Origin of the sequence: Pseudalkalibacillus sp. R45, from assembly GCF_052246725.1 — a bacterium.
Taxonomy (GTDB): Bacteria; Bacillota; Bacilli; order Bacillales; family Fictibacillaceae; genus Pseudalkalibacillus.
In genome coordinates, this window is the sequence record NZ_JBQQCL010000002.1 from 43,906 (window position 1) to 59,433 (window position 15,528).

Consider the following 15,528-nt stretch of genomic DNA (forward strand, 5'->3'; position numbering starts at 1 on the left):
CATTGAAACTAGGAGTATTCACAGTCTTATTTGCTGAAAAATCATTCGAAGAAATGCTTGATCATGTAAAAGAGAGCGGATTACATGCTGTAGAAATCGGGACAGGCTGTTACCCAGGGGGTTCGCATTGTCCTTTAGATGAACTGCTGGAAGATGAAGGAGCACGGAAACAATATCTCCAGAAGGTCCAGGAGCGGGATTTGACAATCAGTGCCTTCAGCTGTCATGGAAACCCGATATCACCTGATAGAAATTTCGCACAAGAATCTGATGAAACACTTCGTAAAACGATCAGGCTTGCTGCATTGATGGATGTTCCTGTGGTGAACTGTTTTTCCGGAGTAGCAGGGGATCATGATGGTGCTATACATCCGAATTGGCCAGTCACCCCATGGCCAGGTGATTATGGGGACGTATATGAATGGCAATGGGAGAATAAGCTTATACCTTATTGGAAGGAAATCGGTCAATTGGCAGAAGAACATGGGGTGAAAATCGGCCTCGAATTACATGGCGGTTTCCTGGTACACACACCTTACACGATGCTGAAGTTACGGGAAGCAACAAATGATTCGATTGGGGCAAATTTGGATCCGAGCCATTTATGGTGGCAGGGAATTGATCCAGTTGCTGCAATCAAAATACTTGGTGAAGCGGATGCCATCCATCATTTCCATGCGAAGGATACGTATATTGACCAGGACAACGTCAACATGTATGGACTGACGGACATGCAGTCATACGGTGAAGTGAGGACAAGGGCCTGGACTTTCCGTTCAGTAGGTTGCGGTCACAGTGTAGAAGAATGGTCGAACATCATAAGCGCATTACGGATTTATGGCTATGACCATGTCGTGAGTATTGAGCATGAAGATCCGATCATGTCGATCGACGAAGGATTCAACCGTGCAGTAACCAATTTGAAATCAGTGCTGATTAAAGAAAAACCATCAGAAATGTGGTGGGTATAATATCTTGTGAACCGTTCAGTTTTCGCCTGGACGGTTTTTTCGTTGTTTTTCATTATCAGTATGAAAATGTTTAAGAGGTTTTATTTTCGTGAAAATGGGTTTAATAAGAATGACGTCACTCATGTTATCGAAATTTGAAATGAAAAGGAGCAGATCATTATGTCATCGCATGCAAAAGTCCCCCATGATAAGAGTATCGATAATAGTTTTGCTCTGATGAAAGAAGGATATCGATTTATCGGAAACCGGATTGATGCGTATCAATCAGACCTGTTTGAAACACGCTTATTAGGAGAAAAAGTGATTTGCATGAGCGGGAAAGAAGCAGCTAGGATTTTTTATGACACCGATCGGTTTCAGCGAAAGGGAGCTGCTCCGAAAAGAGTTCAAAAATCGCTGTTTGGTGAAAATGCGGTACAATCAATGGATGGTGAGAAACATATACACCGGAAACTTCTTTTCATGTCCTTGATGACGCCACCCCATCAAAAGAGGCTGGCTGGACTGATGAAGGTGGAATGGGAAAAAGCTGCACATAAATGGGAAACAGACGGAAAGATCGTTTTGTTCGACGAGGCAAAGAACACGTTATGCAAGATTTCTTGTGAATGGGCAGGTGTACCGTTAAAGGAATCAGAGGTTGAAGAACGAGCAGATGACTTCAGTGATATGGTTGATGCGTTCGGAGCAGTCGGTCCTCGTCACAGAAAAGGAAGAAAAGCAAGAAAGAAAACCGAAAAGTGGATTCAAACAGTCATTGAAGATGTTCGAAACGGCAGTCTTGAGGCAGAGGAAGGGTCTGCTTTATATGAAATGGCATTCCACCGTGAGCTTAATGGCAAAAAGTTGGATACAGAAATGGCTGCGATCGAACTGATCAATGTGCTGCGACCAATTGTAGCGATTGCAACTTTCATCACTTTTTCTGCATTAGGATTACATGAAAACTCACAGTATAAAGAAAAACTACAGCAAGGTGACGAGCAATTCCTTGAAATGTTCGCACAAGAGGTTCGTCGGTTTTACCCATTTGGCCCATTCGTAGGTGCAAGGGTGAAAAAGAGTTTTATATGGAACGATTGTGAATTCAAGAAAGGTACGCTTGTCCTGCTTGATATGTATGGAACGAATCATGATCCCAGGATTTGGGGTAATCCTCATGAATTTCGACCAGAGCGTTTTGAAGACTGGGACGGAGCCCTATTTGAATTCATTCCTCAAGGTGGAGGAGATCCAGCAAAAGGCCACCGGTGTCCAGGAGAAGGGATCACCGTTGAAGTGATGAAAACGAGCCTCGATTTTATCGTAAACAAAATCGATTATGAGGTTCCTGAACAAGATCTAAGCTACAGCCTTTCAAAAATGCCAACATTGCCAAATAGCTGCTTCATCATGAAGAACATCAAATTAAAATGAGTGGATTTTAGGAACAACCTGTTTTTAAAAAGCAGGTTGTTTTTTATATGTGCGCCCGGCATGTGTACATACTCTAGGGTTCAAGTCCCGTTGCTATGGAACGCAAAACCCTTATATGCTCTTTTGGGTGTTTGTAGTACAACTATGCTATAAATTCCAGGTGATAATCTTCTTCCGCTAATTTTTCATTTGAGTTTCAGAAGAAAAGGAAACTTTTCAGACCAATTTAAATGTAAATATTGACAGTCAATCTTTTGTGTTATATGGTTAGTTACATAAGTAATTAACCAATTATGTAAAAAGGAATAGGATGATGTAAATATGGGATTTTTTATTGAAGATGGTCGTCCTATTTTCGTGCAAATCGCCGAGCGTATCGAAAATGACATTTTAGAGGGGAGTTTACCGGAGGAATCACAGGTTCCATCTACAAATCAATTTGCTTCTTTTTATCAGATCAACCCAGCAACTGCAGCGAAAGGGGTCAATTTGTTGGTGGATGAAGGGATTCTATATAAAAAAAGGGGGATTGGGATGTTTGTAGCTGCCGGCGCTTGTACGAAAGTGAAGGAAAAACGAAAGAACGAATTTTACAAGCAGTATGTCGTAAAAATGATGCAAGAGGCTAATAAATTGGGTATCACCACAACACAACTGAAAGAAATGATTGAAAGAAGGGATCAAACGGATGGATAAAATCGTTGAAGTCAATCATCTGAGAAAATCATTCGGGAAAGTGAAAGCAGTTGATGATGTCAGTTTTTCAATAGAAGAGGGGAAGATTTATGGCTTGCTCGGTAGGAATGGAGCAGGGAAGACGACACTCATGCATATCCTCACAGCACAGTCATATGCGACAACTGGTGATTTGAGCATTTTTGGGGAGGCTCCATTTGAAAACGATAATGTACTTTCTAAAATATGCTTCATAAAAGAAAGTCAAAAATATCCGGACCATTTTAGTGTAAGCGATGTTTTGAGTGTCGCTTCGTTCATTTTTCCGGATTGGGATCAGCCTTACGCTTCATCGCTGATTAAGGATTTCAAATTACCATTGAATAGGCGTGTGAAGAAATTATCGAGAGGGATGTTATCAGCCGTAGGAATCGTTGTGGGACTTGCAAGCAGAGCACCACTCACAATTTTCGATGAACCATACACGGGTTTGGATGTAGTGGCAAGAAGTTTATTTTATGATCGATTGATTGAGGATTACGCTGAGCATCCAAGGACGGTCATTTTATCTACACACTTGATTGATGAGGTCAGTCAGCTATTAGAGCACGTAATGGTGATTGATCAAGGAAAGTTGATCATAAACGAGGATGCTGATTCTCTCCGCGGTAGAGCATTTACTGTAGCCGGTGTATCTTCGAAAATCGAAGAATTCTCCCAGGGAAAGAATATTTTAGATAAAAAAACACTTGGTGGTTTGGTCTCAGCTACTTTTTTAGGTAATTTGGAACAAAAAGATCGGGACCATGCAAAAGCATTAGGATTGGAACCTGCCCCGATATCCATCCAGCAACTGATCATCCATTTGACGGGGGATACTTCTGAAAGAAAGGAACATATTTCCTTATGAATCGAATACAAAGCGTAATGAGAATGCATTTACTGGATAAATGGAACTGGGTGTTGATTCCATGGATGATCCTCCTGGGCAGTTTTGGAGTGAACTTGTTAATTGGAACTCTAACAAGTGGTCAAGAGCCGATTTATACAGGCGGGATTGCTTCGATTTACATCTATATGCTGGTCATCGGAGTTTTTTCTTTGGTCCAAACGTTTCCTTTTGCACTGGGATTCAGTATTCGGAGAACGGATTTCTTCATAGGAACGACAATGGTTGTTTCTGTTGTGAGCGCAGCGTGGGCAATTGTACTTCTAATCCTATCCATGATTGAAAAAAAGACTGGATTCTGGAGTGTGGAGCTCCATTTCTTTGATTTACCATATTTACATGATGGGACGATAGTGGAGCAATTCATTATTTCTTTTTTATTGATGCTGCAGATGTATTTCCTTGGATTTGTTATAACGAGTATAAGTCGTCGTTTTGGGCTTATTGGAATGGCCATTCTTGCTATGTTCATGATCATCCTAGTCAGCATAGTTCTATACTTCATCAAATTCCAAAACTGGTGGGATGAGATCGGCCGATGGTTCATTAATCACACAGCATTCGAATTGGCGATCTGGTCGATACCACTACTAGTAATTTACCTGTTTGTGTCTTTCATTCTAGTAAGAAAATCGACTGTGTGATTTAAAGAATCAAGGAGGAAGAGTAAATTGGCTACTGTTCTGATTATTTTACAAAGTATACTAGTTTCGGTGTTTGCACTTGTGGGTTTCCAAAAAGTACTTGGGACACAAGAGCAAATCAGAGCGTTTAATCATTTGAACCTTCCGCAATGGTTACGTGTATTGACTGGATGGATGCAGTTATTAGGTGTGATCGGTTTGATCATCGGTTACATGATTCCGGAATTTATTTTTATTTCTGGTATATGGTTTGGAATCATTATGGTAGCAGCAGTAATTTTTCATTTAAGAGTGAACGACCCAATTACAAAAGCTGTACCAGCATTAATGTTTGCAAGCATGGCTATCATAATGATTGTGATCGGTTAAAAACCTGCAATTCAGACAGCTAGTTCTAAAAATTATTCTGTCTCATTATCAAGAGTATACTATTGTAATGAGACGGAATATTTTATTTTATTATCAGAGGCCTATAAGAAAGATTATGTAAACAAAATAAAAGTAAGTTAAAAAGGAGTTCAAATGAATGAACTCCACCCTTTTTTATTTATTGTTGTTTAATAATATATTTACTTTTTCCTTTAAATCAGAATCATTTTCTAACCATTGTTTACTTGTGTTAGTTGTTATTCCAATTAATGAGCTAGCTTTTTCAATACAGTTTGTTTTTGTAAGTTGTTCCAAAAACTTTTGTTTTCTTAACTTAACTGCATTTTTAGTATTTCTAAATTTTCGATCCTCAAGTAAGTCCAGTGGCGTTTTTTCTTTCATAAATTCCAAGTATTTTCGCTCTAAAAATAAATTTTTATCTTTATAAATCCATTGTGCAAATACTTGAATTGTTTTTCTTCCACTTAGAAACAATCGGTAATTAGTTTTATCTGTTACTAAGTTTGTATCAATATTAAGCTTATCATTAAGGATTCTTTGTAAGGTATCCATAAACAAATATGAGCCACCTACAAAAACAATAGTATATCCCTTAAAATTTATGCTGCCATCTCCATCAAAGTATCCTCTAACAAAGTGATGGAGATATTCTTGTGGAACATATGGAAACTCAACATTATTAGATTTACACGGATTTAGGCCATGTAGATTCATTAGGTCATCTTTCATTTTTTTACTATGCATGTAAAGCATATATACTCCAGTACTTTTGTTTCTATACAAGGGTTGAGTAGTCTTTAATTCTCTTTTGATTTCTTCTAGTATATCTTTCTCTTTTTGTGCAATTGAGACAGTCTGCCCTTGTTGTGAAATGAATCCATCTGCAGTGAACAACCCTAAGATATACGCCATCGTTCCAGACCATGTTTTAAAATAATCTTCGTTAAAATGGTATTTACGTTTCCAATGCCCTCTTGGTCTCCTTTCCACGTTATGCTTTAAGAGTAATTTATTTATGTATCGTGATGAGACATTTGCAAGTTCAGCTATTCTTGTGGTGCTCTCCCCTTTTTTATAAAGAGAGATGATTTCTTCAACTTCTAAAGTCCTCTTCTTTGGACCCCTGGACATGAAATCACACCTTTCCAAATTATACCTTCTTTATTATTATACGAACAAACGTTTCTGTTCTCAAGTGTTTTGTTTAAACTATATTTATATAGGGTACTTCGGCTTTTAAGGAGGCGATTCATTTGAAACCTAACTATAAGATTTTCCATAATGACGAACATTTGAGTGAATCCATCGATAAACTACGTAAAGATGGTGTCAGAGATGACGACATTTATATGCTTGCGCATGATAATGATCATGACAGACGTGCACGAAAGAAAAACGATGCAAATAAAATCGGGGTCAAAGTGACCGGAATCGGCACGGCCACTAAAAACGTATTTAGAGGAAAACCAGATAAACTAATTTCAAAAATGAAGGAAATTGGATTCGATCAGTCTAAAGCGCAAAAACTTGAAGAAGAATTAGATAAAGGAAAAACACTCTTAGTCGTTGCAAATCAGGATGAAGTGAAATTTTAACAGAATAAAGAGATTCCTTTCTTTTCATATTAAAAAACCTTAGTCCATGTCCTGGGCTAAGGTTTTTCGTGTATCCGTAGTATATGACAGATCCAGGCGCAGAAGATCTTCATATGTTTCCCGTTTAATCACCAGTTGTGCTTCTCCATTTTCTACAAAAACGACTGCTGGTTTCGGGAGGCGGTTATAGTTGTTGGCCATGCAGTAGCCGTAAGCCCCTGTACAGAAAACAGCTAAAAGATCGTCCGGACACGTTTCTGGTAACAAGACCTCCCAGATCAACATGTCCCCGCTTTCACAGCATTTTCCGGAGACAGTCACCTTCCGATCATGTTTTGCTGTCATTTTGTTTGCAATAGCCGCTTCATACTTTGCTTGATAAAGGGCTGGTCTTAAATTGTCGCTCATCCCTCCATCTATTGATAGATAGGTCCGTATGTTAGGAATTTCTTTTTGCGAACCAATTTTATATAATGTGGTTCCAGCTTCACCGACCAGAGAACGACCAGGCTCAATCCAGACTTCAGGCATCTTAATATTTAATTCGTGGACATTACGTTTTACTGCTTCAATTATTTTATCGACATACACATGTGGAGATAGTACGGGATCCTCATCTGTATAACGGATACCGAACCCGCCGCCTAAATTGACAACATCGGGGACAAAGGCAACTTCTTCTTTCCAACGCTTGATGTGATCGAAAATAGCATCAACAGTAACGACATAACGATCAGTCTCGATGACTTGCGATCCTATATGACAATGAACCCCCAACAGCTCAAAAGAATTTGAATTTAACACGAGTTTGATTGCTTCTTCAGCCTGGCCGTTATGGAGATCGAAACCGAACTTGGAATCTGTTTGTCCTGTTGCAATGTAATCATGTGTATAAGCCTTTATACCAGGGGTAAGCCTTATGAGGATGCTCACTTTAATATCCAGCTCTCTGCAAATCCTCTTCAGTAGATCTATTTCATGAAAGTTATCGACTACAATACATCCAATCCCTAATTCAAGGGCCATTCTTAATTCTTCAGGGCTTTTATTGTTGCCGTGGAAGTGGATTTTGTCAACTGGAAAACCTGCAGCAACCGCAGTATAGAGCTCCCCGCCGGAGGCCACATCCAAACATAATCCTTCTTCATGTACTACTTGGATCAACGCGATTGAAGAAAAGGCTTTACTTGCATAGGAGACTTTCCCTTTCACATTCGCTTTTTGAAATGAAGATTTGAACTCTCTTGCTCGTTTTCGGATCAACCCCACATCATACACAAATAACGGCGTTCCATATTGAGCTGCTAACTCTACGGAATCGACACCGCCGATTTCGAGATGGCCATTGTGATTGATTGTGCTGCTCCCATGTAAGTACAATTCTGTCCCTCGTTTCCACTTTGTTTTAATACTTTTATTTTATGAATTACTAAGGTTCGAGTACATAAACATAGTAAGGGAATTCACCTCATATTGTTTAAAAATCGTTGTAATTATAAGGAGAAACTTATATTTTTAAAGGTAGGTGAATCTTTTGGACGATATCGATCGCAACATCCTCTTTTTTCTGCAAGAGAACGGGCGGATATCAATGACGGAGCTCGGGAAAAAAGTTGGACTTTCCACTCCGGCAACAAATGAACGAGTGAAGAAGCTTGAAGAAAAAGGGATCATAACCGGGTATCGCGCTGTCATTGATCCAGAGAAACTCGAAAAACCTGTCACAGCATTCATTCTGTTCGATACCAAGAAAGGCAAACAGTTCAGAGGGTTTTGTGAAAAACACCCAATCGTATGCGAATGCCATCGTTTAGCTGGTCAATATAGTTATCTAGTTAAAGTCGTAACCGAATCGGTTGCTAATCTCGAGGAATTCATCGATGCTGCGTTGGTTTATGGGGAACCATCAACCCTTCTGAAGCTAACGACAGTCGTGGAACACAAAGCATTTTCCTGACACTCTCCTCTATATCTAAAAATGAAAGGTGTCAGTCTAATAATCTATGGATAAGTCTAAAAATCCTTCAGAAAGTCTAAAAACTCAAGTTTAAATCTAAAAGTTTTCAAATAAGTCTAAAGCAATGAAAAAAGGAAGGAGCATGTCCTCCCTTCCCTCTTGTTCATTGTGCTTTTCTTTCGAGTTCATGCATTTGTTCTGAATTTTCCATTTCAAGCTGTGATTCTGCACGGTCCTTCCTCAGCGATCGGTAAAGCGATAGCGACATCATAATCAGGATCAATGTGAATGGTAGTGCTGAGACAAGTGATGCAGCTTGCAAGCCAGTCAGTCCGCTGCTGATGATGAGAACGATTGTGATCCCTGCCATCAATACACCCCAGATCATTTTTACCGTATTGGACGGATTCAAACTTCCACCTGAAGTCATCATACCGAGAACAAAAACGGCTGAGTCGGCTGATGTGACGAGAAAGATCAAGATCAAAGCCATAATGATGATCGAAAAGAAAAAGTAAAACGGAAATTCTTGCAGCAACACAAAGACTGCTGTCGTTACATCCTTCGAAACTGCTTCAGCAATGGCTGTATTTTGGAACAAGTCCATATAGAGTCCTGTTCCCCCGAAGATTGCCATCCACATGAACGCTATGCCTGGTGGCACAACCAATACACCAACGACGAACTCCCTAATAGTCCTTCCTCGTGAAATCCGAGCGACAAACGATCCGACGAAAGGCGACCAGGCGATCACCCATGCCCAATAAAAGACAGTCCAATCTTGAACCCATGTATCTCCACTATAAGGGGTCATGAAAAAGCTCATTTCCGCAAAGTTCTGAAGGTAGTCCCCAATCCCTAGCACAAGACTGTCCATGATGAAAACTGTCGGACCTTTAAATAGGAAAAATGTCATCAGCACCATGACCAGGATCATATTCGTATTACTAAGAAATTTGATTCCCTTATGTAGACCGGTAGTAGCCGATGCAAGGTAAAGCGCGAGCAAAATCAGGACGATCACTGTTTGCATCCAAGCGTTGTTCGGGACTGAAAAGACATAGTTCAAACCGCCGTTGATTTGTAAAATCCCCATGCCCAACGAGGTGGAAACCCCTATGACAGTAGCAATGACTGCAAGTATATTGACGGACTTTTTGAGCGATTCTTTTCCTCTTTTTATATGAATACCCTCAAGTGTTTCACTGACGAGAGATTTACTCTTCTTCCGGAACTGGAAGTACGCAAGCGCCAATCCGACAATCGTGAAGACGGACCACTGATGGATTCCCCAGTTGAAAAAGGAATACCGCATCGCTAGTCGTGCGGATTCTTCAGATTGCGGCTGAACACCCGCAAGTGGTGGATTAGTGAAATGGGTCAACGGTTCGGCGACACCCCAGAAAACGATTCCTACGCCAAAACCTGCACTGAACAACATGCTTATCCATGTAAAAAGAGAAAATTCCGGTTTTTCATCATCTTTACCGAGTTTGATCTTCCCGTACTTGCTGACGGCAAGAAAAATGCAGAATGCCACAAAGCCTGCAACTGAAACCAGATAAAACCAACCGAAGGAGTAGCTTGTAAAATCGAGAACGGATTGGGCATTTTTTGCGAGACTGTTTGGTGAAAGTGCTCCCCAAATTGTAAAAAACGCAATGACAACGGCAGATACTTTAAAAACAGGATTGTTATATGAAGCTTTTTCTTTTCGATTCTTCTTCAAATAAATCACCCTTTATTTGATTGTTTGTAATCATGTTTTCTTTTCATAAATCTGCAGAAACAAGTAGGAGCAACATGGTTGGTGAGTGAGATAAATTTAGAAAGGGGTTGACGTTCGGTCTTCCCCTTTCTTACCTGAGACTCTTTACAATTTGTAGCAAACGACTTTTGGTTCGGTCATTTCCTTGATGGAGAATTTGATGCCTTCACGGCCCAATCCAGAATTTTTCATACCTCCGAATGGCATTGCATCGATTCTGTAATCACTACTGTCATTGATCATGATTCCGCCAACATCCAATTTTTCGATTGCCATGTGAGCTTTCCTTACGTCATTGGTGAAAATTCCTGCTTGTAATCCGTAGTTAACCTCATTCGCTTTTTCGATGGCGCTCTCGAGGTCAGCTATTGGGTATAATAGAACGACTGGACCAAATATTTCTTCTTTTGCAATCGTACAATCCTCAGGAGTATTCGTTAAAACAGTTGGCGTATAGAAGGCTCCCTCGCGGATCCCGCCTTCCAACAACACAGCTCCTTTTTCGATGGCTTCCTCAACGAGTCGTTCAACACGGATTGCTTCTTTTTCATTAATAAGCGGTCCCATGTCTGTCAGCTCAGATTGCTTATCACCGATCGAGTATTGTTTTGTCCTTTCTACAAAACCCTCTTGGAAGGAGGTGATCAAACTCTCGTGAATATAGATCCGCTGTACGCTCAGACAGTTTTGGCCGGCTGCTGAAAAAGCTCCAGAAACCGAAGCTTCGATTGCTTCCTGCAAATCAGCATCTTCCAATACGATGACCGGTGAATTCGATCCTAGTTCCATGCTGATCTTTTTCAAGCCAGCTTTACGAGTGATCTCTTCCCCTGCTTCCAACCCTCCTGTAAAAGAGATCATCCGAATGGCTGGGTGAGTGACAAGTGCATCTCCAATTTCATTGCCGTAACCTGTGATGACCGACAGGATCTTGGAAGGGAGCCCTGCTTCGGCAAATGCTTCCGCAAGCAACAATGCGCTAAGTGGTGTGGCGGATGCCGGTTTTACAATGATGGCATTACCTGAAGCAATAGCCGGACCAACTTTATGTGCGACAAGATTCAATGGATCATTGAATGGCGTGATGGCTCCAACTATACCGATCGGAACATGGTAATAATATCCTACCCGATTCTCACTGCCTGGCCTCTGATCAAAAGGAATCGTTTCCCCATGTATCCTTCTTGCTTCTTCGGCACTGATCCGGAGCGTTTGGATGCACCTGGTGACTTCCCCTCTTGCTTCACGAATCGTTTTACTGCCTTCACGTGAAATCGTATACGCGTATTTTTCGTTGTTCGCTTCAATATGATCGGCAGCTTTATTGATGACGGCTATTCGCTCGTGAACAGGCATTGAAGCGGCTATTCTCGCTCCTTCTTTTGCTTCCTCTATGCATTGGTGCATGTCGTCGACTGAAGCAGCAGGCACAGTATCAATCAAACTGTTATCCTGTGGATCTCTTACTTCGATGACACGTTCACGATCCATCCATTGGCCCGCTACGAGCATTTTACGACCAGCAAATTTAATTTTCATAGAAATGACCGCCTCTCTTTTATTTGATCGTGGCAACCTTCTTTTCCCGATGAATATGGATCAAGTCAATCAACAGTGAAAAGCCTGTTTCAACTTTTCCGGCGCCTGCACCACTCAATGTGACCGGACCAAGAAGGTCGCATTCATACGTCAATGCGTTGGTAGCCCCATTAATTGAGGCAAGCGGATCTGTTAAATGGACTTTATCCGGTGAAACGGAGGCAACCGTCCTGCCTTTTTCATTCCGAAGTGTTGCAAGCAGCTTCCAGCGTTTCCCTTCCCTTTTTGCAATTTCTATATCCTCTTGTGTGATACCAGTTATCCCACTGCATGATACATCTTCAACTCTCAGTGGAATGTTCATCACGTGATTGGCTAAAATGGCGACTTTATACCTGGCATCATAGCCTTCTACATCACTCGTAGGATCAGCTTCTGCATAGCCAAGTTCCTGCGCTTCTTTAAGAGCCTCTTGATAAGAGACGCCTGCTTTTTCCATTTTCGTAAGAATGTAATTGGTTGTTCCGTTCAAAATCCCTCGTATTTCCGTTATTGTATTTCCAGCTAATGTTTCGAGAGGCATCCTTAAGGCTGGTGTTCCGCTCATTACCGTTCCTTCAAATCCCCAATGGACCTTACACTCTTCAGCCATCCTGGAAAGTTCATTGTAAGCAAGCGCTACAGGTCCTTTGTTCGTCATGACGACATTTTTACCACTCGTGAATGCTGCCTTGCAATGATCGATTGCTGGCTGACCTGTTTGGACATCTGTGTATGAAACTTCGATGATTGAATCTGCATTTGAATCCCGGATCATTTTAAAGCTATCCCAACCAGTGACAAGTCCAGGAGTATCGGGATAATTTTCGAGGTTTCCTGTGTTTTTCAAGACTTGCAGAATCGAATCAATATCCAGACCCTCTGGATGATAGATCGAACCTTTCATCAAGTCCGAAATGCCGACAATGACTGGCTCTAATCCCTCATCACGTATTAACGTTTCTTTTTTATCCCGTAATATTTCAGCGAGCCCCTGGCCGACTACACCGAAACCGATAAATGCGAGTTTATGTTTCATATGATTGTACCTCCACGTTACGTTTAACGATTGATTCTCCTTTTAGAACTTTTACTGCTGTTTGAGCGAGAACCGAAGTTCCGATCGGTAAGCAAGATTCATCAATATCAAATGTTGGTGTGTGAAGTTCCCTTTGAAGCCCATCTGAAGGCGCTGCACCTAGAAATAACATTGCTCCTGGAATCTTTTGTGTCACATAACCGAAGTCTTCTCCCCCTAATCCGAATGGACGTTCTGTAATCCTGAATTGTGGATAGATTTCATCAATGACTTCCTTCATCAAATGATTCACGAGCGGATCATTAAACAAGGCAGGTTCACCTTTTTCAATTGATAAGGAGAATTCTCCACCAAGTGGTTCAACTACTGACAATGCTCGCTTAAGTTCCATTCCAAGATGATCACGTACCTCAGGAGCATAACTGCGTAATGTGCCCGTAATGGCTACCTCAGTTGGAATGATATTACTTGCTGTACCAGCATGTATTTCCCCGATGCTCACTACAGCGGCATCTAATGTCGATATTTTTCGCGAGGGGATGCTGTATAGTGCTTGCATGACAGGTCCAAGCATCCAGATCGGATCTGTTCCACGCTCAGGATAAGCGCCATGGCCTCCTGTACCGAAAATTTTCGCTTCAAACACATCCACGTTCGCCATACTATAGCCATCATTCATTTGGATACTACCGACTGGGAGCCATGGGCAGACATGAAGGGCGATTGCAATTTCAGCATTTTCATAGGCTCCCGCATTCACTAGATAAGGTGATCCAGAGAGACCCTTTTCATCCGTACATTCTTCAGCTGGTTGAAAAATGAACTTCACCGTGCCTGCTATACTTCCATTTTGGAAAAGTTCCGACAGGACAGCGGCTGCTCCGAGTAACATGGCGGTATGGGCATCGTGACCACATGCATGCATGACGCCTTCGTTTTGAGAGCGATAACTCGTATTGTTCCTTTCCTGAATCGGTAATGCGTCGATATCCGCACGTAACGCGATGGTCGGACCTTCACCTGAAGTCAATGTTCCGATAACGCTCGTTTCAACTCCGATTCCTTTTTCGACCCTCATCCCTGGGAATTGAGAAAGGGTGTCCGCAACAAATCGAGAGGTCCAAAACTCTTGAAAACTGAGTTCTGGGTGTTGATGAAGTGTGCGGCGCCAGTCAATCAGGTGGCTTAACATCCTGTCAGCATGCTGCACGATCAGATGTTTATTGGACATGTGAACGTTCACCTCCTGCCTTGGCTTTGTATCTATCAAACTTCGAGGGCACTTCCAACATGATTGAAAGCTTGCTCGAAATCTGCAATGATATCTTCAATTTCCTCGATGCCGCAAGAAACTCGGATCAACCCTTCTGGAATACCCATTGCCGCTCGTTCTTCAGGGGTACATTCGACATGGCTCGTCGTACGTGCCGGACCAACAGTCGTTTCAACGGCACCTAGATTAGCAGCACGATTGGCGAACTGTAATTTCGGGAGAAGATGACGGACGGTATCCACACCACCTTTGACTGCAAAACTGAGCATTCCTCCATAATCTTTCATTTGCTTTGTTGCAACATCATGTAGTGGATGTGTTTTAAGACCTGGATAATAAACGGCCTCAACTAATTCTTTTGTTTGAAGATAGGTGGCAAGTTCCATCGCATTTTTACATTGCTGACGGACCCGGAGGTGGAGCGTTTTCATTCCACGTAACATCAAGTACGCTGCCATGGGATCCATTGTCGCCCCATTGATTTCACGGTAATGATAGATTTGTTCAATATGCTCTTCCCGTCCGCAAACGACTCCGCCCAGTGCATCGGCATGACCGCCTAAGAATTTTGTTGCACTATGAATGACGAGATCTGCACCTAACGAAAGTGGATTCTGGTTAATCGGTGTTGCGAACGTATTATCGACAACGACCAGTGCTCCAGCAGCGCGACCGGCTCTCGCCAAGCGCTGGATGTCTGATACTTTTACAGTAGGGTTTGTCGGTGTCTCCAAATATAATATCTTGCAGCCTTTGGCGACTTCCGTTTCGATTTGTTCATGGTTTCCTGTTTCACAGAGTACGACTTCGATCTGTTGTCTTGGAAGGAATTCTGTAAAGATTTTATTCGTTCCTCCGTAAGTATCTTTTATCGAAACAATGCGATCACCTGGCACTAGATAGGTTGATAGGGTATTGCTGATCGCAGCCATTCCTGTTGAAAAACTTGTAGCAGCTTCTGCTCCCTCAAGAATTTTAACCTTATCCTCAAAAGCTTGGACTGTCGGATTTGTGTTGCGTCCATAGATATGGCCTTTCTTCTTTCCAATCGCTACATCGTACCATTCATCCATGTCGTCATATCCGTAGGCGACACTTAGGACAACAGGTACTTGGGTCGCTCCATGTACCAAATAGTCTTTTTCGCCTGCCCAAACCGCTTTTGTTCCTGCTTTGATATTGTTATTTTCCATAAGATCACACTCCTATTGATTTTTTTACATTTGAAGAAGTATTAATACTTTCTTCAATATAAGGGAAACTAAGGCTCAGC

15 protein-coding genes are annotated in these 15,528 nt (G+C 41.7%); 8 read left to right on the top strand and 7 right to left on the bottom strand.

Going from position 1 to position 15,528, the window contains the following annotated elements; all coding sequences use genetic code 11:
• The first annotated feature begins 2 nt into the window (after nucleotides 1-2).
• From ACTWQL_RS05980 to ACTWQL_RS06005, 6 genes are all read left to right on the top strand, one after another.
• Entirely contained in the window at nucleotides 3-971 is a 969-nt protein-coding gene (locus ACTWQL_RS05980; protein ID WP_443141541.1) for a sugar phosphate isomerase/epimerase family protein, read from the top strand.
• Nucleotides 972-1,130: 159 nt separating this feature from the next.
• Nucleotides 1,131-2,387: a cytochrome P450 gene (locus tag ACTWQL_RS05985; RefSeq protein WP_443141542.1), complete on the top strand. Its 1,257-nt coding sequence runs from the start codon at nucleotides 1,131-1,133 to the stop codon at nucleotides 2,385-2,387.
• A gap of 321 nt (nucleotides 2,388-2,708) precedes the next feature.
• A complete protein-coding gene (locus ACTWQL_RS05990) occupies nucleotides 2,709-3,083 on the top strand; it encodes a GntR family transcriptional regulator (RefSeq protein WP_443141543.1) in 375 nt (124 codons plus the stop codon).
• Nucleotides 3,076-3,972 carry an ABC transporter ATP-binding protein gene (locus tag ACTWQL_RS05995; protein ID WP_443141544.1) on the top strand — a complete coding sequence of 299 codons (897 nt, stop codon included), beginning with the start codon at nucleotides 3,076-3,078 and terminating at the stop codon, nucleotides 3,970-3,972. Before ACTWQL_RS05990 ends, ACTWQL_RS05995 begins: the two co-directional genes overlap by 8 nt.
• Complete coding sequence (locus ACTWQL_RS06000) at nucleotides 3,969-4,655, top strand: hypothetical protein (RefSeq protein ID WP_443141545.1); 687 nt, start codon at nucleotides 3,969-3,971, stop codon at nucleotides 4,653-4,655. Before ACTWQL_RS05995 ends, ACTWQL_RS06000 begins: the two co-directional genes overlap by 4 nt.
• Before the next feature lie 27 nt (nucleotides 4,656-4,682).
• Nucleotides 4,683-5,024, top strand: a complete 342-nt coding sequence (locus ACTWQL_RS06005) for a DoxX family protein (RefSeq protein ID WP_443141546.1) — start codon at nucleotides 4,683-4,685, stop codon at nucleotides 5,022-5,024.
• Nucleotides 5,025-5,198: 174 nt separating this feature from the next.
• On the opposite strand, the gene ACTWQL_RS06010 is transcribed toward ACTWQL_RS06005, so the two are convergent.
• A complete protein-coding gene (locus tag ACTWQL_RS06010) occupies nucleotides 5,199-6,176 on the bottom strand; it encodes an LAGLIDADG family homing endonuclease (protein ID WP_443141547.1) in 978 nt (325 codons plus the stop codon).
• Between the two features lie 122 nt (nucleotides 6,177-6,298).
• On the opposite strand from ACTWQL_RS06010, the gene ACTWQL_RS06015 reads away from it, so the two are divergent.
• Complete coding sequence (locus ACTWQL_RS06015) at nucleotides 6,299-6,640, top strand: general stress protein (protein ID WP_443141548.1); 342 nt, start codon at nucleotides 6,299-6,301, stop codon at nucleotides 6,638-6,640.
• A 39-nt stretch (nucleotides 6,641-6,679) separates the two neighbouring features.
• Here the strand turns inward: ACTWQL_RS06015 and lysA are convergent, their stop codons facing one another.
• Entirely contained in the window at nucleotides 6,680-8,020 is a 1,341-nt protein-coding gene (lysA, locus tag ACTWQL_RS06020) for a diaminopimelate decarboxylase (protein WP_443141549.1), read from the bottom strand.
• 154 nt (nucleotides 8,021-8,174) lie between these two features.
• Here lysA and ACTWQL_RS06025 point away from each other — a divergent pair, with 154 nt between their 5' ends.
• Nucleotides 8,175-8,597, top strand: coding sequence for an Lrp/AsnC family transcriptional regulator (locus ACTWQL_RS06025; RefSeq protein ID WP_443141550.1), 423 nt, complete (start codon nucleotides 8,175-8,177; stop codon nucleotides 8,595-8,597).
• Between the two features lie 163 nt (nucleotides 8,598-8,760).
• Here ACTWQL_RS06025 and ACTWQL_RS06030 read toward each other — a convergent pair whose 3' ends face one another.
• The 5 genes from ACTWQL_RS06030 to ACTWQL_RS06050 all read right to left on the bottom strand — a co-directional run bounded on the left by ACTWQL_RS06030 (nucleotide 8,761) and on the right by ACTWQL_RS06050 (nucleotide 15,448).
• Nucleotides 8,761-10,326, bottom strand: a complete 1,566-nt coding sequence (locus ACTWQL_RS06030) for a BCCT family transporter (protein WP_443141551.1) — start codon at nucleotides 10,324-10,326, stop codon at nucleotides 8,761-8,763.
• 144 nt (nucleotides 10,327-10,470) lie between these two features.
• Entirely contained in the window at nucleotides 10,471-11,904 is a 1,434-nt protein-coding gene (locus ACTWQL_RS06035; protein ID WP_443141552.1) for an aldehyde dehydrogenase family protein, read from the bottom strand.
• A 19-nt stretch (nucleotides 11,905-11,923) separates the two neighbouring features.
• On the bottom strand, nucleotides 11,924-12,982 hold the full coding sequence (locus ACTWQL_RS06040) for a homoserine dehydrogenase (RefSeq protein WP_443141553.1): 1,059 nt from the start codon (nucleotides 12,980-12,982) through the stop codon (nucleotides 11,924-11,926).
• Nucleotides 12,972-14,213 carry a M20 metallopeptidase family protein gene (locus ACTWQL_RS06045; RefSeq protein ID WP_443141554.1) on the bottom strand — a complete coding sequence of 414 codons (1,242 nt, stop codon included), beginning with the start codon at nucleotides 14,211-14,213 and terminating at the stop codon, nucleotides 12,972-12,974. Before ACTWQL_RS06045 ends, ACTWQL_RS06040 begins: the two co-directional genes overlap by 11 nt.
• A 35-nt stretch (nucleotides 14,214-14,248) precedes the next feature.
• Nucleotides 14,249-15,448 (bottom strand): cystathionine gamma-synthase family protein, encoded by a 1,200-nt coding sequence (locus ACTWQL_RS06050; RefSeq protein WP_443141555.1) that lies wholly within the window; start codon nucleotides 15,446-15,448, stop codon nucleotides 14,249-14,251.
• Between the last annotated feature and the right edge of the window lie 80 nt (nucleotides 15,449-15,528).

Excerpts from the sequence above, each read along its gene's own strand:
- ACTWQL_RS05985 (WP_443141542.1), top strand. The coding sequence starts at position 1,131 with ATGTCATCGCATGCAAAAGTCCCCCATGATAAGAGTATCGATAATAGT.
- ACTWQL_RS05990 (WP_443141543.1), top strand. The coding sequence starts at position 2,709 with ATGGGATTTTTTATTGAAGATGGTCGTCCTATTTTCGTGCAAATCGCC.
- ACTWQL_RS05995 (WP_443141544.1), top strand. The coding sequence starts at position 3,076 with ATGGATAAAATCGTTGAAGTCAATCATCTGAGAAAATCATTCGGGAAA.
- ACTWQL_RS06000 (WP_443141545.1), top strand. The coding sequence starts at position 3,969 with ATGAATCGAATACAAAGCGTAATGAGAATGCATTTACTGGATAAATGG.
- ACTWQL_RS06010 (WP_443141547.1), bottom strand. The coding sequence starts at position 6,176 with ATGTCCAGGGGTCCAAAGAAGAGGACTTTAGAAGTTGAAGAAATCATC.
- ACTWQL_RS06035 (WP_443141552.1), bottom strand. The coding sequence starts at position 11,904 with ATGAAAATTAAATTTGCTGGTCGTAAAATGCTCGTAGCGGGCCAATGG.
- ACTWQL_RS06040 (WP_443141553.1), bottom strand. The coding sequence starts at position 12,982 with ATGAAACATAAACTCGCATTTATCGGTTTCGGTGTAGTCGGCCAGGGG.
- ACTWQL_RS06045 (WP_443141554.1), bottom strand. The coding sequence starts at position 14,213 with ATGTCCAATAAACATCTGATCGTGCAGCATGCTGACAGGATGTTAAGC.
- ACTWQL_RS06050 (WP_443141555.1), bottom strand. The coding sequence starts at position 15,448 with ATGGAAAATAACAATATCAAAGCAGGAACAAAAGCGGTTTGGGCAGGC.